The sequence below is a fragment of the Aestuariimicrobium kwangyangense DSM 21549 genome (assembly GCF_000421525.1).
In the GTDB taxonomy this organism is placed as follows: Bacteria; Actinomycetota; Actinomycetes; order Propionibacteriales; family Propionibacteriaceae; genus Aestuariimicrobium; species Aestuariimicrobium kwangyangense.
Map to the genome: position 1 here is coordinate 18,293 of NZ_ATXE01000004.1, position 23,488 is coordinate 41,780.

Consider the following 23,488-nt stretch of genomic DNA (forward strand, 5'->3'; position numbering starts at 1 on the left):
CTCAGGCCTCCTCGCGGGTGTGGATCAGGGTGGAGGTGGCGGTGCAGACCTGTTCCCCATCGGTTGTGCTGAGCTCGACCGTGACCGTGATCATGTCGACGTTGCCGCGGTTGCGCACCTTGTCGACGACGAGCACCGCATTGATCTCGTCGCCGGCTCGCAGTTGCCGGCTCCAGGCGAAGCGCTGGTCGGCGTGCATGGTGCGGTGCAGCCCCAGACCCAACTCGGCGTCGGCGAACAGGCCGTCCCACGCGAGCGCCCCGATCACCATCGCGAAGGTCCCGGGGGCCTGCGGACCCGTGGTGCGATCGCCCACGGCCATTCGGAACTCGTCGATCTTGGCCTGGCTGACGAGGTAGGGCTTCGTCACCGGATAGCGGCGACCGACATGTTCGGGCGTGATCGGCATGGCCCCAAGGCTAGTGCCCCGACGTCGGGCGGGGCGGGGTCGTGGGCGGGTCGTCGATGGGCGCTTCTAGGGTGCCCAGACATGCAACAACCCCGCTGGCTGGGCCAGCGGGGTGGTGCGGAGCAACGAGGGTCAGCGGGTCTCGCGGTGAAGCGTGTGCGCGTTGCAGCGCGAGCAGTACTTCTTCAGATCGAGACGATCGGGGTCGTTGCGGCGGTTCTTCATCGAGATGTAGTTGCGCTCCTTGCACTCGGTGCAAGCAAGCGTGATCTTCGGACGAACCTGGGAAGACTTCTTGGCCATGATGGTCCTCGTTCTCAAAAGGGTGGTGCTGGGAGCTTGTTGGTAGCGAGGACGGGATTTGAACCCGTGACACAGCGATTATGAGCCGCTTGCTCTACCCCTGAGCTACCCCGCCACTGGTGGGTCCGGGTCTCGCAGCAAGCCACGAGACCCGGTTCCATCGAGCCCCCATGCGGAATCGAACCGCAGACCTTCTCCTTACCATGGAGACGCTCTGCCTACTGAGCTATAGGGGCCAGCCGAAGAAGAAACTTACAGGACGAGACGCGGGTCGCGCAAAACGAGCCACGGGCACCCCGGGTCACACCTCGGCTGACCTCGGTGGATGAGGGCTCAACGTCGGCCGGCAAGCGTTTGTTCCCGTGGCCTTGGGCAAGCCAACGGTTCCTGGCGGCGTCGCGGGCGCGCCATCTGTTCCCGACGCCGCCCGGGCGCTGGTTGTCGGTGGCGTAGAGGTCACCGCGGCTCAATCGTGCCGATCGTGTGCTGTGGTGGCAAAACTCGCGCCCCAGCCGCAACAATCGCTGTCAGGGCACACGATCGGCACGATTGCCCGCCGTCACCCACCGCCCCACTCCCGGCCGACGCTGCTGCTGGCAGACTGGCAGCGCCCACGGGCGGCCCAGCGCCCTCCCTGCCTGCACACGGGGGGCCTCACCGCTCGCCCACCGCCACCTCGACCCAGGAGACCCCATGCCCACTCCTCACATCTCCGCCCAGCCTGGGGAGATCGCTCCCCTGCTGCTCATGCCCGGGGACCCGCGTCGCGCCGCCCGCATCGCCGAGACCTTCCTGACCGACGCGAAACTGGTCAGCGAGGTGCGCGGGAACGGATGTTTCACCGGCACCTACCAGGGCACCCCGATGTCCGTGATGGCCTCGGGCATGGGCATCCCGACGCTGTCGATCTACGCCACCGAGCTCTACCGCGACTACGGGGTGCAGCGCATCTGCCGGGTCGGCACCTGCGGTGGCATCTCGTCGAAGGTCAGGGTGCGCGACGTGGTCATCGGTTCGTCCGCGCACACCAATTCGCCCGTGGCAACGATCGATGCCCCCGGGCTGACGCTCAGCCTGGCGGCGAGCTTCGACATGCTGCGCGCGGCCGTGGACGCGGCCAGGTCGGCCGACGACCTGGCAGGTGCCTCGGTGCACGTGGGACCGGTGTACTCCTCCGACCTGTTCTACTCGGGGCGCACCGACATCATCCGGGCTCTCGACAGGCTGGGCACCCTCGGGGTCGAGATGGAGGCGGCGGGACTCTACAAGTGCGCGCTCGAGCACGACCGCGAAGCCCTCACCGTGCTGACCGTCTCCGACCACCTCAAGGACGGCTCCGGAGACATGTCCCCCGAGGAGCGGGAGACCCGGTTCGGGAGCGCCCTGGCGATCGCCGCCGCCGGACTCCTGGCCTGAACACGGGCCCTCGGCTCACCCGCCGAAACCCGCCATGACAAGCACAAAGCCCCGGAATCCATCCGATTCCGGGGCTTTGTGGCAGGTGTAGGGTTCGAACCTACGTAGGACGACGCCGACGGTTTTACAGACCGCTCCCTTTGGCCACTCGGGCAACCTGCCGTGCTGGTTTCCCAGCGATCGGCAACGATAGCAAACCCTCACGCTCCATCACCAACTGGATGGGCGGCCCACTCGATAGGTTGGGTCTGACCGGTGGACGAGCAGGTCGTCCGCCCCCACCGCTTCCCAGGAGGCAGCCATGGCTTCGGACAGCTCGTTCGACATCGTCTCGAAGATCGACCGCCAAGAGGTCGACAACGCCCTCGGACAGGCCGCCCGCGAGGTGGGCCAGCGGTTCGACTTCAAGAACACCGACTCGTCGATCAAGTGGTCCGGTGAGACCACCATCGAGATGGAGTCCAACGGCGAGGACCGGGTGAAGGCCGTCTGGGACGTGTTCCAGTCGAAGTTGATCAAGCGTGGCGTGAGCCTCAAGGCCGTGAAGGCCGACGACCCTCGCCTGTCGGGGAAGATGTGGAAGATGACCGCCTCGACCGAGGAGGGCATCACCCAGGAGAACGCCAAGAAGATCTCCAAGCTCGTGCGCGACGAGGGGCCCAAGGGCGTGAAGTGCCTGATCCAGGGGGACGAACTCCGGGTCTCGTCCAAGAGCAGGGACGACCTGCAGGTCGTCCAGAAGATGATCAAGGAAGCCGACTACGACTTCGCGGTGCAGTTCACCAACTATCGCTGACGCACCGCCCACAGGGTTCACACGCTCCCCGACGGAGCGCTCGGCCCACGCGTAGCATGCGTTCATGGTGAAGCCGATCCCTGCTGACCGTGAATCCATGTGGTGGGCAATGCGTGAGCAGCCAGCTCCTACCCCCACCTCTGGGCCCTCCTCCGCCCTGCCCTCAGCCGTTGACGTGCTCGTCATCGGCGCGGGGGTCACGGGGCTGAGCGCCGCCGTCGAACTGGCCCGGGGAGGACGCCATCCCGTGGTCGTCGAGGCGTGGCGGGCCGGCGCCGGAGCCACTGGCCACACCACCGCGAAGGTGAGCCTGCTCCAAGGGGACAGGCTGCAGCGGATCAGGCAGCACGCCAGCGCCGAGGCGGTGCGCTCCTACGTCGAGGTGAACCGCATCGGCCAGGGCTGGCTGCTCGACCTGATGCGAGCCCACGGCGAACCGGTCCAGGCGCGCCTGGCCGTGACCTATGCCGTCTCCGACGAGGGCGCCCAGCGTGTGCACCGCGAGGCGGAGGTGGCACGCGAGGCCGGTCTGGCGGTCCTGGACGAGCCCGCCCACGGGCTGCCCTTCACGACGACCGCTGCGATCTCACTGGCCGACCAGGCACAGGTCGACCCCATGGGGGCCGTCGACGCCCTGCGGGCAGAACTCGAGGCGCACGAGGGGGAACTGATCGAGGGGGTCCGCGTCACTGGCCTGTCCGGCGGGAACCCGTGGACGGTGCACACCTCGGCGGGGGACCTGCGCGCCGATGCCGTGATCATGGCCACCCAGACACCGGTTGGCTTCCGCGGGGCTGCACAGAATGCGGTGTCACAGGCGAAACGGTCCTACGCGATCGCCTACCCGTTGCCGTCGGGGACCGACCCCGAGTCCTTCCCGATGTCGCTGTCGCTCGATGCCTCGGCACGCTCGTTGCGCACGGCCGTGGGATCCGACGGCCCGGTCCTCCTGGTCGGCGGCGCCGGTCACCTGGTCGGCGAGGGGGGCTCCACCATGGCCCACGTCGCGGAACTGGATGCCTGGGCCCGTGAGCACTTCGACGTCGGCGAACCGCTGTGGTCGTGGTCGGCGCAGGACTACCTGCTGGCCACCGCCATGCCGTTCATCGGTGCCCTGCCGGTGAGTCACGGCACCTTGCTGACCGCCACCGGCTACGACAAGTGGGGCATGGCCCTGGGTGCGGGAGCCGGGTTGATCATCGCCGCCGACCTGCTCGGCGACAGCCCCGGCCATGCGACGGCCATGCGTCGTCACGTGACCGGGTGGCATGACGCTGCCTCGATCGGCGCACAGGTCGCCAAGACCCTGGAGAGGATCGTCCGCGACCGGGTCGGGTCGACCAAGGCGGACGAGGGCGCCCTCGCCGAGGGACAGGGTCGGGTCGAGCAGGGACCGATCGGCCCGCGGGCCGTGTCGACGGTCGACGGCCGCACCTGCAGCGTGAGTGCGGTCTGCACGCACCTGGGTGGAGTCCTGGCCTGGAACGACGTGGAGCGCTCCTGGGACTGTCCCCTGCACGGGTCGCGGTTCGCCTCCGACGGCACCCGGTTGGAGGGTCCCGCCACTGCGGACCTGTCGCCCGTCGACTGACAGAGGTCACCGAGGGAATGTCAGGGGCCGCCCCTAGGGTGAGGCCGTGCTCAGAATCTCCACGTTCAACGTCAACGGCATCCGCGCCGCGCAGCGCCGCGGCTTCACCGGGTGGCTGACCGAACGCGACCCCGATGTCGTCGCCCTGCAGGAGATGCGGTGCCCCCTCACCGAGTTGCCCCGCGACGCCTTCGGCGAGCACCACCTCAGCTACCACCCGGGCACGATCCCCGGACGCAACGGGGTGGCGGTCCTGACCCGGGAGGCCCCGGGTGCGGTGCGGGCGTGGGGCGAAGGATCACTGGTGGCCCATCTGGACTCCGACCATCCGCTCACGGTCGAGGTCGACCACTCCACCCTGGCCCGTGAGCTCAGGCACTTCGCCGACGAAGGGCGGTACATCGAGGTCGACCTGGCGGATCGACCGCTCACCGTTGCCTCGCTCTACCTGCCCAAGGGGGGAACACCCTTCTCCGACGAGGCGTCGTTGGCCAAGTACCAGCGCAAGATGAGGTTCCTGGCCGGACTCGCCCGTCAACTCGGACGATCCCGCCGGGCCGCGCTCGCCGCGGGTCGGGAGTTCATCGTGCTCGGCGACTTCAACGTGGCCCACACCCGGCACGACCTCAAGACCTGGCGCACCAGTCAGCGCTCCGAGGGATTCCTGCCCGAGGAACGCGAGTGGTTCGGCTCCATCACCTCCCCGCGCACCCTGGTCGACGTCGTCCGCCGCTTGCATCCCGACACCGACGGACCGTACTCGTGGTGGTCGTGGCGCGGGCAGTCGTGGACGAACGATTCCGGCTGGCGGATCGACTACCACCTGGCGACCCCTCGTCTGGCGAAGGCAGGGGTCAGCGGCGGCACGGATCGCAGCGTCAGTTACGAGGCGCGGATCTCCGACCACTCCCCCGTCACAGTGGACTATCAGATCTGACCCCGTGGGCTCAGGCGTCCGCCTGCGGGAGGTCGGGGTTGCGCCAGATGAGGTTCCGCCGCGGGTAGGCATCCCGAAAGCCTGCCCGGCGCATGTTGGCCAAGGAGGAGTTGTGTTCGCCCTTGCCTTCGGCTCCGGTCTCGGCGACGCAGACGCGCGCCCCAGCCTGGCGGGCCAGTTCGATGCGGTGGGCGAACATGGCCGCTTGGGCACCTCGTCCGCGATGGGAGGGGAGGGTGCCGGCGCCGCAGAAGCCGGCTCGTCCGTCCTTGAGGTGCAGCACGCCGATCGACACCAATCGGCCACCGTCGAACCCGCCCAGGAAGTGGAAGTTCTCTCCCTGGCCCATGCCGGCCCACATCTTCTTCATGTCGGGTGGCATCTCGAGCGTCTGGCACCCGACCTCGTAGGCCCGCTCACGCTCAGCGGGCTTGATCTCTCTGATCTCGAGGTCGGTGACGGGGCAACCATCGGCGCGCGGGGGGAGGGGTTCCATGCCGCGCAGCAGTTTGATCCAGGTGGCCCCAGGGGTCAGCCCCGCGCTCTGGAACATCTCGCCCCATGGCCGGGGCTCCGCGGGAGGAGCGACCTGCACCAGCGCGACCGCGGTCCTGTTGTCGCGGAACACCGTGACGATGTCGTCGAGCACGGCTGGGGTGATCGGCTCCGTGATGCCGAAACCCAGGGCTCGGCTGCACCAGCCGAACGCTGGGTCGTTGCGGAGCGAAATGACGACACCACCGTGGATCTGGGCCGTGACGATGCCGAACTCCTCGCGATGAGGCGCCGGTACGTGTTCGGTCATGTCAAGGAGCCAGCCAGCTTCCGTGAGCTCTGCATCGGCGAGGCTGTGGATGTCCATGGCTGCATCAGACACCCGTGACGCCCGGCCCACAAGAGTGCATTCCCACGACTTCCGCGGACCCCCATGGAACCGGGCCGTCACTGGGCACAGAACCCGGAATGCGGTCGCCAGGTGACCCAACCACGTCGCTGGCGGGCAGTTGACCCGAACTGGCGACGAGTGACCGGGAGTCGCTCGTGTGAAGCCAGGCCTCAACGCTCCCGACGGGGCTGTGGTGGTCCCAGACGCGTCGAGGACTCCCGATCAGGCCTCGAAGTAGCGGAGCACCTCGTCGGCACCCACCGACCCGACCCCGCCGACGGCGTGCTTCCAGACGGGCGCGCGGTCCTTGTCGACCAACTGGGCCCGGACCCCCTCGACGAAGTCGGAATCACGCATGAAGTTCCTGGCCAGCGTCAGGTCCTGGGCCAGCACCTCGCCCACGGTGCCCATCCCGCGGGCCCGCCGGAGCGCCTCGAGTGAGACCGCCACCGACAGCGGCGACTTGGTCGAGATCAGTTCGGCGGCCGCTCGGGCGTCGGGTTCGTCCGACGAGGTCAGGGCTTCGAGCACGTCGGCGACGGTGTCTGCAGCGAAGCAGTCATCGATCCAGCCACGCGCCCTCGCCAACCATGACGAGTCGGGGTGGACGGTCAGTTCGTCCACCTCGGTGAGCAGCCCCGCCCACAGTGCTGAGGAACAGTCGACGGAGGCGCCGGTCAGCGCCATCCACTCACCGGTCCGCCCGGGCATGCGCGAGAGCGGGAACAGCACGCCCACGTCGGGGAACAGCCCGATGGTCGTCTCGGGCATGGCCAACTGGGTGCTGGCGTCCCCCTCCCGCTGGGTGCAGTGGGCAGCCAACCCCATGCCCCCACCCATGCAGACACCCGACATCACCGCGTGGGTGGGCTTGGGGTGGTCGGCGACCAGGGCGTTGACGCGGTACTCGTCCGCGAAGAACTGGACGGCGCCGTCACCGCCCGCCAGCACGTCCTCGCGCAGCGCCCGGACGTCGGCCCCGGAACAGAACCCGCGCTCACCGGCACCCTCGAAGCGGATCCTGCGCACCTGGTCGTCCTCGGCCCACTCCGTCAGGGCCCGCTCGATCCGCAGGATCATCGCGTGGGTCAGGGCGTTGATGGCCCGTGGACGGTTGAGCGTGATCACTCCCACCCCGTCCCGTACCTCGACCAGCACCTCGTCAGACATCGGCAGTCTCCTTCGCGACCTCCGCGTTGGCCTGGCGCTCGTGCGCCCAGACCTGGAACCCGTAGGCGGCCAGCGCCGCGACACCGAGGGCGATGGCGCCGTTGCGCATCGACAGGTTCACGGCGGCATAGCTCAGCAACACGATGGTGGCCACGATCGCCGCCCGCACCACCTTGGCGCTGGGCCGCGCCAGCGGCAGCAACAGCCCACCCCAGAGCACGTACCAGGAGTGCAGCGCGGGAGCGAAGAGCGCGACCGCCAGGTATGACCACGCCAAGTAGGTGATCGGACGACGCCGAGCCACGGTGACGGCGCCGACGGCCAGGACCACCACGGAGGCCACCAGTCCGACGGCGCGCGAGTAGCGCACCGAGACCTCCGCCGCCTGGCGCCAGCCCACCGATTCGAAGAGCAGCTGCAGTCCCTGACCGAGCACGGTGAACGGTGACACCGTGACCACGAGGCCCGGCACGTTGACGGCGTTGTACCAGCCGAAGTACAGCCCGGTCACCACCGAGATGAGGGCGAACACACCCGTGGCCAGCCCCAGCGCGACGACCGCCCGGAAGATCACGATGGCACCGTCCGAGGGTGCGAAGGTTCGCCAGGGACGACGCACCAGCGGCAGTACGTAGGCCGCCAACAGAGCGGGCTGTTTGATGGTGGCGGCGATCGCCACCACCACGGCCGCGGGCAACCAGCCCCAGCGCACCTTGTGGGCGACGTAGAGGGCGAAGACCACCAGCCCCATCATCAGCGAATCGTTGTGGGCACCACCGATGAAGTCGATCACCAGCACCGGGTTGAGGGTGGCGAACCAGGCCGCGAACGCCGGGTCGACGCGCATCAGGGTCGCCAGGCGAGGGATGCACAGACCGATCAGTCCGACGCCGACGAGCGCGGGGATTCGCATGAGCAGGGCGGCGATGTAGGGATCGTAGCCAGAGACGTCGACCAGCAGGTGGCTCAGCTGCAGCGCGAACGGGCCGTAGGGCGCCGGGGTGAAGCGCCACACCCAGGCCACCTGGTCGGCGAAGCCGCCGGGCAGCACGCCGGGGCCCTGCTGGTAGGGGTCGACGCCGTTGTGCAGCATCCAGCCCTGGGCCGCGTAGGAATAGGCGTCGTGACTGAAGATGGGCGGGGCGAAGAAGAACGGTGCCCCCCAGATCGCCAGCACGGCCCAGTGCCGCAGGTCGTGCCACGTCTCGGCGATGCCGTGCCCCGCTCCTCCCAGCGGACGGAGTCGGAACCAGGCCTGCACCAGCAGCGCCACTCCCGCCAGCACGAGGATGTTGAACGCGACCTTGGCGACAGGATTGTCCAGGTGGGCCCAGCGCATGATCGGCCACCACGGCGAATTGCGCGGCAGGTACGCGGGCGTGAGCGAGCCGACGGCGATCAGCAGCGTGCCGTACATGCCCCGGCGTACGTCGGTGACCCGCCAGGCCTCGAGCAACTGCCGCCAGCGTTCGCCCCAGAAGGTCATGGGGCGGGGGTCCCGTCCGCCTCGTCGGCAGCCGAGGTCGCCATGGGGGCCAGCGCATCCCGACCGTGCACCAAGGCCTCGCGCGAGTCACCTGCAGCCACGTGAGAGCCCGCCCACTGCAGGGCGTCGAAGGGGCACTCCTCGATGCAGATGCCGCAGTACATGCACAGGGTGAAGTCGATGTCGAAGCTGTCGAGCACGTTGGCGGTGCGTTCGCGCCGTCGCCCCGGAGGACGGGCGCCCGCCGGTTCCTGGTCCGCGATCACCACGGAGTGGGAGTCGATCGAGATGCACCACGTGGGGCACTCGCGCACGCAGATCATGCACGAGGTGCAGCGGTCCTCGAGCAGTTCGATGCGGCCGTGGCCGGTTCCGGTCATCGGCGCCTCCGCACGCGGCCGCCGGAGACGGTGGCGGCGACCTCCGCAGGGTCGACGTCGGCGGCGGCCAGGGGTCCCCAGGTCTCGGGGTCCGGTACCCCCACGGGCAGGGTGCGCCGGCGGGAGGCCTGGGATCGTCCGTCGGTCTCGGGGTCCTTGGCACCGGGCCACGGGAGGCCTGCCCGCGAGACCAGCACGGAGTCCTTCAGCAGCGGGCGCAGCACCTGGGTCTCGCCCTCCGCCTGAATGGCGCCGGACGGTGTCTCGGCGCCAGGCGGTGCGTCGACCCCGGAGGGGTGCCACAACAGCGGGCGATCGTCGCCGCCGACGAACCGCACCCCGAAGAAGTCATGCACCTCACGCTCGTGCCACACCGCCCCGGGCAGCACCTCGGCCAAGGAGTCCAGGACCCCACCGACCCGGTCGACGCGGGTCTGCAGCTGCAGGCTGTCGCGTCGCAGGCCTCCCCCGCCCGACAGACCCTCGCTCGAGAGGCCGTCGGAAACCCGCCACAACCGGACGACCACGCGCACCTGCTCGGGGCCACCGGGGGTCTCCGGTCGTCCGATCTCGTCGACCGCGTGCAGGGAGTCGAGCCAGTCGAAGCCCTCGGCGACCGCGGCCCGCACCTCGTCCAGCCAGGCTGCCGGGGCGACTCGTCCGGGTCCAGCCGCCGACGCGCTCATGCCACGCCCCCGACCAGGGAGGACACGTATTCGGCCAGGGCTGACGGCGCAGGCGGGCAACCCGGGATGTAGTGGTCGACGGCGACCAGTTGGTCGACCCCCTTGGTCACCGAATAGGAGTCCCAGTACGGGCCGCCCGCGCAGGCGCAGGCGCCGAACGCGACGACTCGTCTCGACTCGGGGAGCACCTCGACCCGGTCGGCGACCAGGCGGGCCACCGGATCGGTGAGCGTCCCGGAGACGACGGCGACCACCTGCGCGCCCTCCGGGATCCTGTCAAGCCTGGGAGCGCCCACCGGAACCGCGAACTCCGACTCGACGGCACAGCACGCCAAGGAGAGGTCGACCACGGCCACCCGACCGTCGCCGAACCAGTCGATCACCGGGGTCTGGACTGCTGACGTCACCAGCACAGACTAACGACATCTCAGATGTCGGAACCCTTCCGCGGTGCGGGAACAACTCCGGAGCGCGCACGGTTGCGGAGTAAGGTTGAGCGGCAGTGCGGAGTCTGCGCGGGAGGGCGTTTCGGCGACCCCCGGCAGGCGGCGCACCACCCACCAGCTCGACGGTCAGCGTCGCACACCGCGGCGGACCACAGGTCAAGGGCTCCCCCGAGCCCGGGAAAGCAAGAGGCAAGCGTGACGAAGGTCCAGACCCTCGACCGCGTCGTGATCCGGTTCGCCGGAGACTCCGGTGACGGCATGCAGCTGACCGGTGACCGATTCACCGCCGAGGCAGCAACCTTCGGCAACGACATCTCGACGCTGCCCAACTTCCCCGCCGAGATCCGAGCACCCCAGGGCACCCTGCCGGGTGTGTCGAGCTTCCAGCTGCACTTCGCCAACTACGACATCGTCACCCCGGGCGACCGCCCCGACGTGTTGGTGGCGATGAACCCGGCGGCACTCAAGGCGAACATCGGCGACCTGGCCCACGGTGGCCTGGTGATCGTCGACACCGCCGACTTCACCAAGCGCAACCTGACCAAGGTGGGCTACGACGAGAACCCGCTCGAGAACGACTCCCTGCAGAACTACCAGGTGGTCACCCTCGACCTGACGGGCATGACCATCGGTGCCGTCGAACAGTTCGGACTCGGCCGCAAGGACTCCTCCCGCGCCAAGAACATGTTCGCCCTCGGGCTGCTGAGCTGGCTCTACAGCCGTGAGGACGGCGGCACCGAGCGCTTCCTGGCCGAGAAGTTCGCCAAGAAGCCCGCGATCCGTGACGCCAACATCGCCGCCTACAAGGCCGGGTACGCATTCGGCGAGACCACCGAGGTGTTCGCCCACCGCTACGAGGTCTCCCCCGCGACCATGCCCCCCGGTCGTTACCGGCAGATCTCGGGCAACGCCGCGACCGCCTACGGCCTGATCACCGGGGCCCAGAAGGCCGGACTGAAGCTGTTCCTGGGCACGTACCCGATCACCCCGGCCAGTGACGTGCTGCACGAGCTGAGCAAGCGCAAGAACTTCGGCGTCTACACCTTCCAGGCCGAGGACGAGATCGCGGCCGTCGGTGCCGCCCTCGGTGCCTCCTTCGCCGGGGCGCTGGGGGTCACCTCGACCTCGGGGCCGGGCATGGCACTCAAGGCCGAGACGATCGGCCTTGCCCTGATGACCGAATTGCCCTTGGTGGTGGTCGACGTGCAGCGCGCCGGGCCGTCCACCGGGATGCCCACCAAGACCGAACAGGCCGACCTGCTGCAGGTCATCCACGGACGAAACGGCGAGTCCCCCGTGCCCGTGGTCGCGGCGGCTTCACCGGCCGACTGCTTCGACACGGCCGTGGAGGCGGTACGGATCGCCGTCAAGTACCGCACCCCGGTGATCATGTTGTCCGACGGATACCTCGGGAACGGTGCCGAACCATGGCGCATCCCCACGATCGCGAGCATCCCGCCCATCGATCCGGGTTTCGCCACCGGCACCAACGCGGTCGACGGCTCGGGCAAGCAGGTGTTCCAGCCGTACAAGCGTGACCCCGAGACCCTGGCGCGCCCGTGGGCGGTCCCCGGCACCGTCGGGCTCGAACACCGCATCGGCGGCATCGAGAAGGCCGTCGACACCGGCAACGTCAGCTACGACCCCGCCAACCACGAACTGATGGTGCGAACCCGGCAGGCCAAGGTCGACGGCATCGTCCGCGACATCCCGGACCTTGTCGTCGACGACCCGTCGGGCGAGGCCAAGGTGCTCGTGGTCGGGTGGGGGTCGACCTATGGGCCGATCACCGCAGCCGCCCGCCGCGTTCGTGCCACTGACCGAAGGATCGCGCAGATCCACCTGCGCCACCTGAACCCGATGCCCGCCAACCTGGGCGACATCCTCAAGCGCTACGACACGGTGATCGTGCCCGAGATGAACCTGGGTCAGCTCACCATGCTGCTGCGCGCCAAGTTCCTGGTCGACGCACAGTGCTTCTCGCGTGTGCGCGGCCTGCCCATCTCGCCGAGTGAGCTCGCCGGCGAACTGACCGAGGCCATCGACGGCCTCGCAACCGAGAAGTGAGAGCCATGAGCACCGACACGACGCAACCCACCACGGGCCACCCCGCAAGCCCCGCCTACCGCGGGCTGGCGGGAGTGCCCCTGTCGCTGGAGCCACTGAACCGCAAGGACTTCACCTCCGACCAGGAGGTGCGCTGGTGCCCGGGTTGTGGGGACTACGCGATCCTGGCCGCGTTCCAGGGGCTGATGCCCGAATTCGGCATCACCCGCGAGAACACGGTGATCATCTCCGGCATCGGCTGCTCCTCGCGATTCCCCTACTACGTCGACTCCTACGGCATGCACTCCATCCACGGACGAGCACCCGCCATCGCGACCGGGGTGGCCACCACTCGTCCCGATCTGGGGGTGTGGGTCGTGACCGGTGACGGCGACGCCCTCTCGATCGGCGGCAACCACCTGATTCACGCGATGCGGCGCAACGTCAACATGACGATCATGCTGTTCAACAACCGGATCTACGGGCTCACCAAGGGGCAGTACTCGCCCACCTCCGAGATCGGCAAGGTCACCAAGTCCACCCCGTTGGGGTCGCTCGACCAGCCGTTCAACCCGGTTTCGCTGGCGCTGGGTGCCGAGGCGAGTTTCGTCGCCCGCACCATCGACTCAGACCGCAAGCACCTGACCGAGGTGATGAAGGCTGCGGCGAACCACCGCGGCACCTCCCTGATCGAGATCTACCAGAACTGCCCCATCTTCAACGACGGTGCGTTCGAGGAACTCAAGGGCCCGTCGGCCGCCGACGCCCTGATCCCGTTGGTGCACGGCGAGAAGCTCGTCTTCGGGCGAGACGGCCAGCAGTGCATCGTGCGTGGCCCGTCCGGTTCGCTCACCGTGGCCGCCACCGCCGAGGTGGACGAGGACCAGATCCTCGTGCACGACGCGCACCGCGCCGACCCGGCATTCGCGTTCGAACTGAGCAGGCTGACCGACTCGGGCGTGATGCACCAGTCGCCGATCGGTGTCTTCCGCGATGTCGAGCGCCCCGCCTACGACGACCTCGCCCGCGAGCAGGTCGAACTGGCCCAGCAGGGCACCGACGATCCCGAGGACGCGCTGCAGACCCTGCTCGACGGCAAGGACGTCTGGGTCGTCGCCTGAGGGCGGCGGCACTGGTCCGCTCGTGGGCCAAGGTTGGACCATGAACGACGAACCCGGCGCCACCGGTCGTCCCTCGCCCGAGGGGGACGACACGGACCGGACCGTGCTGCGCCCGGAGGCGACCTCCGGGGGCGACGGGACGCGGACGACGTACCGGCCCCGGGCCACCCCGCCCCTGGCCTCTGACGAGGAGGGCGCGACCCACCTCGCGGGTCGTCCCACGGGCACATCACCGGCTGGGTCACCTGCCTCACTGCCCCAGGTGGTGCGCGTCGACGACGTCCCCCGCGCCCGCCCCGGCATGCCTGCCGAGGGCGGACGCCCCCGCTTCCACACACCCGAGCAACGGTTCGTCGCCCCCGACCCGCAGACCCCCCGACAGCGCGGCGGCGTGCCGGTGCGCGCCATCCTCGCCTGGGCGATGGCCGTCATCCTCGTCGGGGTGGGCGCCGGTTTCGTCTACGTGCGCTGGTTCCGCCAGACCCAGGACGACCTCGCCACCAAGGTGCCCGAGAACTCGGCCTCGGCGAAGGTGAAGGTGCTGCGGGGTGACGAGGTCGTGCGCCAGTACCTGACCGCCCTGGCAGCGGGCGATCCCGACACGGCGCTCGCACTGGCCCAGTCCAGCGGCACCGGGTCGCAGCGGGTGGTCACCAGGCGTGCCTACGCGGTGTCGCTGCGACAGGCGCCGATCACCGACATCGACGTGCCCCGGGCCGGCGACAACGCGACCGAGATCCCCGCCAGCTACTCGCTCGGCGGCACGCGGGTCACCACCAACTATCGGGTGGCCAAGCAGGACAACGGCTCCTGGCTGCTGACGAAGGCCACGGTCACCTTCCGCCCCGTCGGCACCGCGGTCGACCACCTGCCCCTGCTGGTGAACGGTGTCTCGGTCAACTGGGAGAACGCCCTGGAGTTGCTGCCCGGTCGCTACGTGATGTCGACGGGGCTGACCTATCTGGCCTACCCGGCCAGCAACACCCTGACGGTGCCCCACCTCAACTATCCCGACAGCTCCGACCACCAGATCACTCCCTCGCTCACCCCGGCGGGCAGGTCGGCGTTCATCGAGGCAGCCCGAAGGTCGTTGGACGTCTGCGTCAGTCGACGCGAACTGAGCCCCGCGAACTGCCCCTTCTCGGTCGAGAGCGCCCCCGGGCTGGTTCCCGGGTCACCGCGCTGGAGCATCGACTCCGACACCATCGGCGCCGCCAACCCTGCCCTCTCGGCGAGCGACCAGAGCGTGGCCCAGGTGACGGTGAACCTGAACCTTCGCCTGCGCACCGAGTACCGCGGTGGCGGCACCTCGAACCAACCCGTGAACGTCAACACGACGGTCTCGGGCGCCATGACCGGCTCCAGCAGCACCGGGATCAGGCTGGAGTGGCGGATCAACTGAGTGGGCCGCCCACCGGTCCCCTGCCTCGGCACGACGGGAGCTCCCCGCGCTAGGCTCGCCGGCATGACAGCCGCGCTGAACGTCGCCGAGTTCGATCCCACCATCCGCCCCCAGGACGACCTGTTCCGCCACGTGAACGGCAGTTGGCTGCGGCGGGCGACGATCGATGCCGACAAGCACTCGGCGGGCGCCTTCACCTCGCTGCGCGACGAGTCCGAGGAGGCCGTGCGCGACATCGTCACCGGGCTGGACGACGGCAGCCTGGTCGAGGGCAGCGAGGCCTGGAAGATCGCCACCCTGCACTCCACCTTCATGGACGAGAACACCATCGAAGGGATCGGCGCGGCGCCACTCACCCCGATCCTGGCCCGGATCGACGCCATCTCGACCGCCGATGACCTGCTGCGTCACTGGGGATGGAGCCTGCGGACCGGCATGTCGGGTGCGGTCGGCTTCGGGGTCGAGTCAGATCCCGGCAACCCTGATCGTCCGGTCGTGTTCTGCTGGCAGGGCGGCCTCGGGCTCCCCGACGAGGAGTACTACCGCGCCGACGAGCACGCGGGGGTGCGCGAGCAGTACCGCGCCTACGTGCTGCGCTGCTTCGAGCTGGCCGGGGTCACCGACGCCGAGGCGCAGACCGACTTGGTGGTCGATCTCGAGACCCGGATCGCGAAGCTGCACTGGGACAAGGTGCGCACCCGAGACCTCAAGCAGGCCTACAACCTGCAGACCTGGGACGAGTTCACCGCCAGCTCTGCGCTGCCCTGGAACTCCTTCCTGGATGCTGCCGCCATCAGCGCCGAGCTGGTCGCGGAGATGGTCAACGAGCAGCCGAGCTTCTTCGCCGAGTTGCCCGCGCTCGTGACGGAGGGCGACCTGCCTGCCTGGCGCGCCTGGGCACGCCGCAAGGCCATCAGCTCGTTGTCTCCCTACCTGTCCCGCGCCTTCGTCGACTCGCACTTCGACTTCTACTCCACGGCGCTGATGGGCATCCCCGAACAGCGTCCACGCTGGAAGCGCAGCGTCGGACTGATCGAGGGTGTGCTCGGGGAGGCCATCGGTCGGATCTACGTCGAGCGGCACTTCCCGCCCGCCGCCAAGGAACGCATGGACGAACTGGTCGCCAACCTGCTGGAGGCCTACCGGCTCTCGATCGGCACGCTGGACTGGATGGGCGAGGACACCCGGGCCGAGGCACTGTCGAAGTTGTCGAAGTTCACCCCCAAGATCGGATACCCCACCAAGTGGCGTGACTACTCGGCGTTGGAGGTCACCCCGGGCGACCTGGTGGCCAACGTGGCGGCGGCCTCGTCCTTCGAGCTCGACCACGAACTCGCCAAGATCGGCAAGCCCGTCGATCGCGAGGAGTGGCTGATGACCCCCCAGACCGTGAACGCCTACTACCACCCGCTGCGCAACGAGATCGTCTTCCCCGCCGCCATCCTGCAGCCCCCGTTCTTCAACGTCGACGCCGACGACGCCGTGAACTACGGCGGCATCGGTGCGGTGATCGGCCACGAGATCGGGCACGGTTTCGACGACCAGGGATCGACCTGCGACGGCGATGGTCGGCTGCGTGACTGGTGGACCGATGACGACCGGACGGCCTTCGAGCAGCTGACGGGCTCACTGAAGGCCCAGTACGACGCGCTGGTGTGCGAGCAGCTGGCCGACGAGGAGAACCCCCCGCACGTCAACGGTTCCCTGACCATCGGCGAGAACATCGGCGACCTGGGCGGGGTCTCGATCGCGCTGAAGGCATGGAGGTTGGCCCACCCCGAGGGCGTGGACGACATCGACGGGCTCACCGGCGAACAGCGCTTCTTCCTCAGCTACGCCACCATCTGGCAGCAGAAGACCCGCGACGAGGCGCTGAAGCAGCGGCTGGCCACCGACCCCCACTCCCCCGCGGAGTTCAGGTGCAACCAGATCGTGCGCAACGTCGACGCGTTCTACGAGGCGTTCGGCACCTCCGAGGCGGACGCGCTGTGGCTGCCCGAGGACCAGCGGGTCTCGATCTGGTGAGCCGTGTCCGGCCCAGCCCCGTCCGGCTCGGCACCGTCCGGCTCGGCACCGTCCACGGCAGCACCCTCGGCGATTCGGGTGGGTGGCGGGCCAACCGATAGGCTGGGGCTGCCGCACGGTGCGGCCCCTGCAGACCTGGGAGAGCGTGTGAGCGAGCCGTCGCGTGAGGAGTCCGCCGAGGCGTTCCGCGGACAGATCAACGAGTGGCTCGAGGTTGTCGAGGAGCGACTGGCCGAGCTCGCGATCGCCGGCAATCCCTACGTCACCGAGGCCAGCCAGCACATCATCGCGGCGGGCGGCAAGCGATTCCGTCCCCAACTGGTGATCCTGGCCAGCCAGTTCGGCGGCCCGGTCGAGGACGAGGCGCTGGTGAAGGCCGCCTGCGTGGTCGAGTTGACCCATGTGGCCTCGCTCTACCACGACGACGTCATGGACGCCGCGGACAAGCGCCGGGGTGCGGCCAGCGCCAACGCCCTCTACGGCAACTCGATCGCCATCCTGGTCGGGGACTACCTGTTCGCCCGGGCCTCGTCGACCGTCGCCACCCTCGGCACCGACTACGTGCTGCTGCAGGCAGCCACCTTCGCCCGACTGGTGCACGGACAGATTGCGGAGACCCGCGGTCCGCAGCCCGGTGACGACCCCGTGCAGCACCACCTGCAGGTGGTGGCCGACAAGACCGGCTCGCTGATCGCCGCAGCCGCCCGGTTCGGCGGCATGGTCTCGGGCGCCGAACCCGCGACCCTCGACCTGCTGGAGCAGTTCGGCGAGGAGATCGGTGTGATCTTCCAGCTCTCGGACGACCTGATCGACATCACCTCGGAGGTGACCGGGAAGACCCCCGGCACCGACCTGCGCGAAGGCGTCCCCACCCTCACCACACTCTTGCTGCGGCAACGCAACGACCCGGCCGATGCCGAGTTGCTGGCGCTGATCGATGGCGACCTCGACACCGACGAGGCCCTCACCGATGCCCTCGACCGGTTGCGGGCCCACCCGGTGCTGGACGAGGCCAAGGCCGAGGTGAGGAGGCGCGCCGAGGTGGCACGTGCCCTCGTCCGGCAGTTGCCCGCCGGGATCGCCCGTGACGCCCTCGACCAGCTCTGCGACAGCGTGGTCGAGCGGGTCAGCTGAACGACGCAAACTCTCACCGTCTGGTCAAACACTGCCGCGTTGCAGCGCGTGAGTCTGTCCTGAAAGCGAGAATTTGCGGTTGAGGGCTCGACGACCGGCCGCCACACCCGGACGCAACAGCGCCCCCGCCACAGAGGCGGGGGCGCTGTCACGATTCCGGGGACCTGTCAGGTCTCACCGACGCCGAGTCACCGCAGGAACACCGACATCCGGGCAGCCAGGTCGGCCAGCGGACCGCTCCAGAGCCCCAGCAGCAGGGTGCCGATCACCCCGACGACCACGGCGACCCAGGTCAACCACGACGCCTTCTCGACGGTGACGCCCTCGGCGGCCTCACCGGGCTCGCGGAAGAACATCACCACGACGACCTTGAGGTAGAAGAAGGCCGCGACGAGGCTCATCAGCACCGCCACCAGCACCAGCCAGGCGTAGCCGCCCGACCAACCGGCGAGGAAGATCATCAGCTTGCCCATGAAGCCACCGGTCAACGGGATGCCTGCGAACGACAACAGGAACAGCACCATGCAGGCACCGAAGACGGGGTGGCGTCGTCCGACACCGGCCCACGAGGCCAGCGAGGTCGACTCGCCGCCGGCCTTGCGCACCATCGTGATCAGCGCGAACGCGCCGAGCGTGGCGAAGCCGTAGGCCGACAGGTAGAACAGGATCGACCCCACCGAGCTGGTCAGCGCGCCACTGGTGGCGGTCTGCACCGTCACCGCTGCGGCCATCGGCACCAACAGGAAGCCGGCGTGGGCGATCGAGGAGTACGCAAGCAGTCGCTTCATGTCGGACTGGGTCAGCGCGATCACCGAGCCGACCAGCATGGTGAGCACCGAGAGGGCGGCGAGCAGCGGGGCCCACTCCCACCTCATGGCACCCAGACCGACGTAGAGGATGCGCAGCAGCGCCACCACAGCGGCCGCCTTGGTGGCGATCGCCATGAACCCCGTGATCGGGGTCGGGGCGCCGGTGTAGACATCGGGCGTCCAGGAGTGGAACGGGACGACACCGACCTTGAACAACAGCCCGACGGCCACCAGCCCGAGCCCCGCCAGCAACAGCAGCGAGCTGGGCCCCTTGGCGCCGACAGCGGCGTCGATGGTGCGCAGTTCGAAGCCCCCGGCGAAGCCGTAGAGCAGAGCCGTGCCGTAGAGGAAGAAGGCGGACGACAGCGACCCGAGCAGGAAGTACTTCAGTGCCGCTTCCTGGCTCAGCAGGCGGCGGCGACGCGCCAGCCCACTCAGCAGGTAGAGGGGCAGCGAGAAGACCTCGAGCGCCACGAACATCGTGATCAGGTCGTTCGACGAGGCGAACAGCATCATGCCGAAGATGGCAAACATCGTCAGCGGGTAGATCTCGGTGTGCTCGACCTTCAGTTCGATGGCGCGCCTCTCGATCGGCGACCCGGGAACAGCGGCGGCCATCGGGGCGAAGCCCATCGCACCACCGTTGAGGGTGCGCTCGCTCATCATCAGCACCACCAGCAGTCCGACCACCAGCAGCAGGCCCCACACGAAGTAGGAGGGCCCGTCGATGGCGACCGACCCCATGGCGTGGATGCCCTGCTTGCCGGTCGTCCAGCCCTGCACCGTGAAGACCAGCGCACCGATCAGTCCCAGCCCGGCCACGATCAGCTGGGCCTCGTCGCGGATGCGGCGACGCAGCACGCCCTCGACCACGACCCCGAGACATGCCGCCACGAAGACGACGATCAGCGGGGCCAGAGCCGTGTAGTCCAGCTTCGGGGGCGTGATGGCGCCCTCGAAGGGGAGCAGTCCCTGAAGGGGAGCCAGAGTCTGCAACATCACTTGCCTCCCTCGACGGCCGGGGCCGGGTCAGTCATCTTGACGGCAGACATGGTGTCCTTCACAGCTTGGTCAAGGCCGGAGATGATCGGCTTCGGGAAGAATCCGAACACCAACAGCAGTGCGATCAGAGGGGCCATCACGGCCTTCTCGCGCAGGTTGAGGTCAGTGGTGACATGGGTGGCCACCTGGTCGGTGACGGGGCCGGTCATCGTCCGCTGGTAGGCGAGCAGCACGTACAGCGCCGACAGCACCATGCCGATGCAGGCGATGGCGGCGTACACGGGGTGCCGCGACCACGAGCCGGCCAGCACCATGAACTCGCCCAGGAAGCTCGACGTTCCGGGCAGCGACAGGGCCGACAGGCCAGCCACCAGGAAGGTACCGGCCAACACCGGTGCCACCTTCTGCACGCCCCCGAAGTCGGCGACCAGCGCCGACCCACGACGCTTCACCAGGAAGCCGATCACCAGGAACATCGCGGCGGTCGAGAATCCGTGGTTGAGCATGTAGAAGATCGATCCCTGGATCGAGGTCGAGGTGAAGGCGAAGATGCCGAGCACCATGAACCCGAAGTGGCTGATCGAGGTGTAGCTGATCAACCGCAGCAGGTCGCGGGCGGTGATCGCCATCAGCGCGCCGTAGATGATCGAGACCAGGGCCAGCACCAGCACGACGGGAGTGGCCCACTTCGACGAGTCGGGGAAGATCTCGAGGCAGAGGCGGATCATCCCGAAGGTGCCGATCTTGTCGAGGATGCCGACCAGCAGGGTGGACGATCCGGCGGTCGCCTGTTCGGCGGTGTCCGGCAGCCACGTGTGCACCGGCACCATGGGGGCCTTGATCGCGAACGCGATGAAGAAGGCGAGGAACATCAGCCGTCCCATCGTGCCCGTGTCGATCCCGGCAGCAGCCAGGTCGCTGATCAGGAAGCTGGCCTTGCCGGCCGAGGCGCCCTGGGCTCCGGCACCGATGACGCCGAAGAGCATCACCAGACCGCCGGCCAGCGAGTACAGCAGGAACTTCATCGCGGCAGGCCCGCGACGGGGTCCGCCCCAGCCGCCGATCAGGAAGTACATCGGGATCAGGGTGGCCTCGAAGAAGATGTAGAACAGCAGCACGTCGCTGGCCATGAAGCACAGCAGCGCGAAGCTCTCGAGCATCAACGCCAGCGCGAAGAACAGTCCGGTCGAGGATCGTCCGCTGTCGGTGGAGTCACCCACCTTCCACTCGGCGAGCAGCACGATCGGCACCACGATCACGGTGAGCAGCACCATCACCATGGCCAGACCACCGGAACTGAGCGCCCAGTGGGCACCGATCGTCCTCATCCAGACGACGTCCTCGGACAGGTCGGTGCCACGCGAGACGATGTAGACCACCACGCCGAGCACCAGGGTCGCCAGCGAGAAGGCGAAACCGACCAGCTTGGCGAGGTGTCCCCTCAGCACGAAGGTGACGAGCGCACCGACCAGCGGCAGCAGGCCCAGCAGGCTGAGCACGGGGAGATTCATTCCAACTCCTGTCTTCAGGCCAGCTGGCCGAGGATCAAGACGACACCGACCAGCACCACGCCGACGACCATGGTCAGCCCGTAGGAGCGGACGAAACCGTTCTGCAGGCGACGCACGGCGCTCGACAGGCCGCCGAACACCCCGGCGGAGCCCATCACGGCGCCGTCGACGACACCGCGGTCGAAGCTGTCGAGCCCGGCGACCAGGTGCTGGCCGGGGCGCATCAGCAGTGCTTCGTTGAGGGCGTCGCCATAGAGGTCACGACGACCGGCGATGACGAGCGGGTTGCGGGTGGCGGGTGCCGTGTCGGGAACGTCGCGGCGGTGCAGCCACCAGCCGATCACGACCCCGACGGCCACGACGGCCATGGTCAGCAGTCCGATGCCGGAGAAGTGGACGAGGCTGAGGTGCTCCTCCTCGCCGCCCGTGGCGGGAGCCAACCAGCCCGTGATCCAACCCAGCATCAAGGCGCCACCGATCACGCTGAACACAGCCAGCACCATCAGCGGGATGGTCATCACCAGCGGGGACTCGTGCGGGTGCACGCCCTGGCGCCAGCGCTTCTGCGAGAAGTAGGTCATCATCATCAGTCGCGTCATGTAGTACGCGGTCACACCGGCGCCCAGCAGGGCCAGTACTCCGAGCACCGTGTTCTTCTCGAACGCAGCCTCGATGATGTGGTCCTTGGAGTAGAAGCCCGAGGTGAACGGGAACCCGATGATGGCCAGGTAGCCCATCGCGAAGGTGATGAAGGTGATCGGCATGGCCTTGGCGAGGGCGCCGTAGTGGCGCATGTCGACGTCGTCGTCCATGCCGTGCATCACCGAGCCGGCCCCGAGGAACATGTTGGCCTTGAAGAAGCCGTGGGTGATCAGGTGGAAGATCGCGAAGGCTGCACCGATCGGTCCCAGCCCGGCGGCCAGCATCATGTAGCCGATCTGGCTCATGGTGGAGCCGGCCAGCACCTTCTTGATGTCGTCCTTGCTGGTACCGATCCAGGCACCGACCAGCAGGGTCACGGTGCCGACGATGGCGACGGCGAGCGAGGCTGCCTCGGTCTGGGCGTAGAGCGCGTGGGAGCGGACGACCAGGTAGACACCCGCGGTGACCATGGTGGCGGCGTGGATGAGGGCCGACACGGGGGTCGGGCCCTCCATGGCGTCGAGCAGCCAGGACTGCAGCGGCACCTGCGCCGACTTGCCGCAGGCCCCGAGCAGGAACAGGAAGCCGATCAGGGTCGCCCAGAAGGGGCTGAGCCCGGCGGCCCGCTCGTTGACCTGGGTGAAGTTGACGGTGCCGAGCTGGGCCAGCAGGGCGAAGATGCCCATCGTCATGCCCAGGTCACCGACACGGTTCACCACGAAGGCCTTCTTGGCTGCGACGGCGGCCGAGTTGCGGTGCTGCCAGAAGCCGATCAGCAGGTACGAGGCCAGACCCACGCCCTCCCAGCCGAAGAACAGCAGCAGGTAGTTGTCGGCCAGCACCAGCGTCAGCATGGCGGCGATGAACAGGTTGAGGTAGGCGAAGAAGCGGCGGCGGCGCTCGTCGTGGGCCATGTAGCCGATCGAGTAGACGTGGATCAGCGACCCGACACCGGTGATCAGCAGCACGAACAGGATCGACAACTGGTCGATCTGCAGGGCGACGTCGAACTTCCATCGCCCCACCGAGAACAGCTCGTAGAGCGAGTTCGAGACCGAGCGCTGCGAGGCGTCCCGTCCGAGCAGGTCGATGAACAGCACGAGGCCGATCAGGAACGATGCGATCACCGCCAGCGTGGCCAGCAGGTGGCCCCACGCGTCGGTGAGTCTGCCGGCCACCAGCAGGAACCCGGCGACGACCAGCGGAATCGCGATCATCAGCCAGGCGAGGCTGAACAGCCCGCTTGCCGCCACGGGAGCGGCTCCCGTTTCGAGAAGAGTCACGTCCTAC

Annotated in this window: 20 protein-coding genes and 3 tRNA genes; 9 read left to right on the top strand and 14 right to left on the bottom strand. The window is 68.5% G+C overall.

What is annotated here, in order from left to right:
- Window position 1: 1 nt before the first annotated feature.
- The 4 genes from H507_RS0112080 to H507_RS0112095 form a co-directional block, all read right to left on the bottom strand.
- Window positions 2-409 (bottom strand): FAS1-like dehydratase domain-containing protein, encoded by a 408-nt coding sequence (locus H507_RS0112080; protein ID WP_022910959.1) that lies wholly within the window; start codon window positions 407-409, stop codon window positions 2-4.
- Between the two features lie 132 nt (window positions 410-541).
- Window positions 542-712 (bottom strand): 50S ribosomal protein L33, encoded by a 171-nt coding sequence (gene rpmG / locus H507_RS0112085; RefSeq protein ID WP_022910960.1) that lies wholly within the window; start codon window positions 710-712, stop codon window positions 542-544.
- 40 nt (window positions 713-752) lie between these two features.
- Window positions 753-827: transfer RNA gene (locus H507_RS0112090), tRNA-Met, on the bottom strand.
- A 48-nt stretch (window positions 828-875) separates the two neighbouring features.
- Window positions 876-948, bottom strand: a tRNA-Thr gene (locus H507_RS0112095).
- Between the two features lie 457 nt (window positions 949-1,405).
- On the opposite strand from H507_RS0112095, the gene deoD reads away from it, so the two are divergent.
- Window positions 1,406-2,128 carry a purine-nucleoside phosphorylase gene (gene deoD / locus H507_RS0112100; RefSeq protein WP_022910961.1) on the top strand — a complete coding sequence of 241 codons (723 nt, stop codon included), beginning with the start codon at window positions 1,406-1,408 and terminating at the stop codon, window positions 2,126-2,128.
- 79 nt (window positions 2,129-2,207) lie between these two features.
- Here deoD and H507_RS0112105 read toward each other — a convergent pair.
- Window positions 2,208-2,290: transfer RNA gene (locus tag H507_RS0112105), tRNA-Tyr, on the bottom strand.
- Between the two features lie 139 nt (window positions 2,291-2,429).
- Between H507_RS0112105 and H507_RS0112110 the strand changes: the two genes are divergently transcribed.
- From H507_RS0112110 to H507_RS0112120, 3 genes are all read left to right on the top strand, one after another.
- A complete protein-coding gene (locus H507_RS0112110; protein WP_022910962.1) occupies window positions 2,430-2,924 on the top strand; it encodes a YajQ family cyclic di-GMP-binding protein in 495 nt (164 codons plus the stop codon).
- 64 nt (window positions 2,925-2,988) lie between these two features.
- Window positions 2,989-4,515 carry an FAD-dependent oxidoreductase gene (locus tag H507_RS0112115; RefSeq protein WP_084707826.1) on the top strand — a complete coding sequence of 509 codons (1,527 nt, stop codon included), beginning with the start codon at window positions 2,989-2,991 and terminating at the stop codon, window positions 4,513-4,515.
- 46 nt (window positions 4,516-4,561) lie between these two features.
- The gene (locus H507_RS0112120; RefSeq protein WP_022910964.1) at window positions 4,562-5,452 is read left to right on the top strand and encodes an exodeoxyribonuclease III; all 891 of its coding nucleotides are present in this window, start codon (window positions 4,562-4,564) and stop codon (window positions 5,450-5,452) included.
- A 10-nt stretch (window positions 5,453-5,462) separates the two neighbouring features.
- Here the strand turns inward: H507_RS0112120 and H507_RS16655 are convergent, their stop codons facing one another.
- The 6 genes from H507_RS16655 to H507_RS0112150 all read right to left on the bottom strand — a co-directional run bounded on the left by H507_RS16655 (window position 5,463) and on the right by H507_RS0112150 (window position 10,467).
- A complete protein-coding gene (locus H507_RS16655; protein ID WP_157438980.1) occupies window positions 5,463-6,257 on the bottom strand; it encodes a GNAT family N-acetyltransferase in 795 nt (264 codons plus the stop codon).
- 303 nt (window positions 6,258-6,560) lie between these two features.
- On the bottom strand, window positions 6,561-7,508 hold the full coding sequence (locus H507_RS16660) for an enoyl-CoA hydratase/isomerase family protein (protein ID WP_022910966.1): 948 nt from the start codon (window positions 7,506-7,508) through the stop codon (window positions 6,561-6,563).
- Window positions 7,501-8,994 (bottom strand): polyprenol phosphomannose-dependent alpha 1,6 mannosyltransferase MptB, encoded by a 1,494-nt coding sequence (gene mptB / locus H507_RS0112135; protein WP_022910967.1) that lies wholly within the window; start codon window positions 8,992-8,994, stop codon window positions 7,501-7,503. Before mptB ends, H507_RS16660 begins: the two co-directional genes overlap by 8 nt.
- Window positions 8,991-9,374 carry a 4Fe-4S binding protein gene (locus tag H507_RS16665; RefSeq protein WP_022910968.1) on the bottom strand — a complete coding sequence of 128 codons (384 nt, stop codon included), beginning with the start codon at window positions 9,372-9,374 and terminating at the stop codon, window positions 8,991-8,993. The genes mptB and H507_RS16665 overlap by 4 nt, the downstream gene beginning before the upstream one ends.
- Window positions 9,371-10,060, bottom strand: coding sequence for an NADH-quinone oxidoreductase subunit C (locus H507_RS16670; RefSeq protein ID WP_022910969.1), 690 nt, complete (start codon window positions 10,058-10,060; stop codon window positions 9,371-9,373). The genes H507_RS16665 and H507_RS16670 overlap by 4 nt, the downstream gene beginning before the upstream one ends.
- Window positions 10,057-10,467, bottom strand: a complete 411-nt coding sequence (locus H507_RS0112150) for an NADH-quinone oxidoreductase subunit B (protein ID WP_245558925.1) — start codon at window positions 10,465-10,467, stop codon at window positions 10,057-10,059. The genes H507_RS16670 and H507_RS0112150 overlap by 4 nt, the downstream gene beginning before the upstream one ends.
- 234 nt (window positions 10,468-10,701) lie before the next feature.
- Between H507_RS0112150 and H507_RS0112155 the strand changes: the two genes are divergently transcribed.
- The 5 genes from H507_RS0112155 (at window position 10,702) to H507_RS0112175 (ending at window position 18,234) form a co-directional block, all read left to right on the top strand.
- Complete coding sequence (locus H507_RS0112155) at window positions 10,702-12,573, top strand: 2-oxoacid:acceptor oxidoreductase subunit alpha (RefSeq protein ID WP_022910971.1); 1,872 nt, start codon at window positions 10,702-10,704, stop codon at window positions 12,571-12,573.
- 5 nt (window positions 12,574-12,578) lie between these two features.
- The gene (locus tag H507_RS0112160; RefSeq protein WP_022910972.1) at window positions 12,579-13,673 is read left to right on the top strand and encodes a 2-oxoacid:ferredoxin oxidoreductase subunit beta; all 1,095 of its coding nucleotides are present in this window, start codon (window positions 12,579-12,581) and stop codon (window positions 13,671-13,673) included.
- A 40-nt stretch (window positions 13,674-13,713) separates the two neighbouring features.
- On the top strand, window positions 13,714-15,075 hold the full coding sequence (locus H507_RS0112165; RefSeq protein ID WP_022910973.1) for a hypothetical protein: 1,362 nt from the start codon (window positions 13,714-13,716) through the stop codon (window positions 15,073-15,075).
- 63 nt (window positions 15,076-15,138) lie between these two features.
- Window positions 15,139-17,100: a M13 family metallopeptidase gene (locus H507_RS0112170; protein ID WP_022910974.1), complete on the top strand. Its 1,962-nt coding sequence runs from the start codon at window positions 15,139-15,141 to the stop codon at window positions 17,098-17,100.
- Between the two features lie 147 nt (window positions 17,101-17,247).
- On the top strand, window positions 17,248-18,234 hold the full coding sequence (locus tag H507_RS0112175) for a polyprenyl synthetase family protein (RefSeq protein WP_022910975.1): 987 nt from the start codon (window positions 17,248-17,250) through the stop codon (window positions 18,232-18,234).
- Window positions 18,235-18,422: 188 nt separating this feature from the next.
- Here H507_RS0112175 and nuoN read toward each other — a convergent pair whose 3' ends face one another.
- From nuoN to nuoL, 3 genes are read right to left on the bottom strand one after another with little or no spacing between them, the layout of a single operon-like run.
- Window positions 18,423-20,042, bottom strand: a complete 1,620-nt coding sequence (gene nuoN, locus H507_RS0112180; protein ID WP_022910976.1) for an NADH-quinone oxidoreductase subunit NuoN — start codon at window positions 20,040-20,042, stop codon at window positions 18,423-18,425.
- Window positions 20,042-21,556, bottom strand: coding sequence for an NADH-quinone oxidoreductase subunit M (locus H507_RS0112185; protein WP_022910977.1), 1,515 nt, complete (start codon window positions 21,554-21,556; stop codon window positions 20,042-20,044). The genes nuoN and H507_RS0112185 overlap by 1 nt, the downstream gene beginning before the upstream one ends.
- 14 nt (window positions 21,557-21,570) lie before the next feature.
- Window positions 21,571-23,481, bottom strand: coding sequence for an NADH-quinone oxidoreductase subunit L (nuoL, locus tag H507_RS0112190; protein ID WP_026378163.1), 1,911 nt, complete (start codon window positions 23,479-23,481; stop codon window positions 21,571-21,573).
- Window positions 23,482-23,488 lie beyond the last annotated feature (7 nt).

What these genes read in the sequence shown, in the direction of transcription:
- H507_RS0112080 (WP_022910959.1), bottom strand. Translation starts at nt 409, where the DNA reads ATGCCGATCACGCCCGAACATGTCGGTCGCCGCTATCCGGTGACGAAG.
- rpmG (WP_022910960.1), bottom strand. Translation starts at nt 712, where the DNA reads ATGGCCAAGAAGTCTTCCCAGGTTCGTCCGAAGATCACGCTTGCTTGC.
- deoD (WP_022910961.1), top strand. Translation starts at nt 1,406, where the DNA reads ATGCCCACTCCTCACATCTCCGCCCAGCCTGGGGAGATCGCTCCCCTG.
- H507_RS0112110 (WP_022910962.1), top strand. Translation starts at nt 2,430, where the DNA reads ATGGCTTCGGACAGCTCGTTCGACATCGTCTCGAAGATCGACCGCCAA.
- H507_RS0112115 (WP_084707826.1), top strand. Translation starts at nt 2,989, where the DNA reads ATGGTGAAGCCGATCCCTGCTGACCGTGAATCCATGTGGTGGGCAATG.
- H507_RS16655 (WP_157438980.1), bottom strand. Translation starts at nt 6,257, where the DNA reads ATGACCGAACACGTACCGGCGCCTCATCGCGAGGAGTTCGGCATCGTC.
- H507_RS16660 (WP_022910966.1), bottom strand. Translation starts at nt 7,508, where the DNA reads ATGTCTGACGAGGTGCTGGTCGAGGTACGGGACGGGGTGGGAGTGATC.
- mptB (WP_022910967.1), bottom strand. Translation starts at nt 8,994, where the DNA reads ATGACCTTCTGGGGCGAACGCTGGCGGCAGTTGCTCGAGGCCTGGCGG.
- H507_RS16665 (WP_022910968.1), bottom strand. Translation starts at nt 9,374, where the DNA reads ATGACCGGAACCGGCCACGGCCGCATCGAACTGCTCGAGGACCGCTGC.
- H507_RS16670 (WP_022910969.1), bottom strand. Translation starts at nt 10,060, where the DNA reads ATGAGCGCGTCGGCGGCTGGACCCGGACGAGTCGCCCCGGCAGCCTGG.
- H507_RS0112160 (WP_022910972.1), top strand. Translation starts at nt 12,579, where the DNA reads ATGAGCACCGACACGACGCAACCCACCACGGGCCACCCCGCAAGCCCC.
- H507_RS0112165 (WP_022910973.1), top strand. Translation starts at nt 13,714, where the DNA reads ATGAACGACGAACCCGGCGCCACCGGTCGTCCCTCGCCCGAGGGGGAC.
- H507_RS0112170 (WP_022910974.1), top strand. Translation starts at nt 15,139, where the DNA reads ATGACAGCCGCGCTGAACGTCGCCGAGTTCGATCCCACCATCCGCCCC.
- nuoN (WP_022910976.1), bottom strand. Translation starts at nt 20,042, where the DNA reads ATGTTGCAGACTCTGGCTCCCCTTCAGGGACTGCTCCCCTTCGAGGGC.
- H507_RS0112185 (WP_022910977.1), bottom strand. Translation starts at nt 21,556, where the DNA reads ATGAATCTCCCCGTGCTCAGCCTGCTGGGCCTGCTGCCGCTGGTCGGT.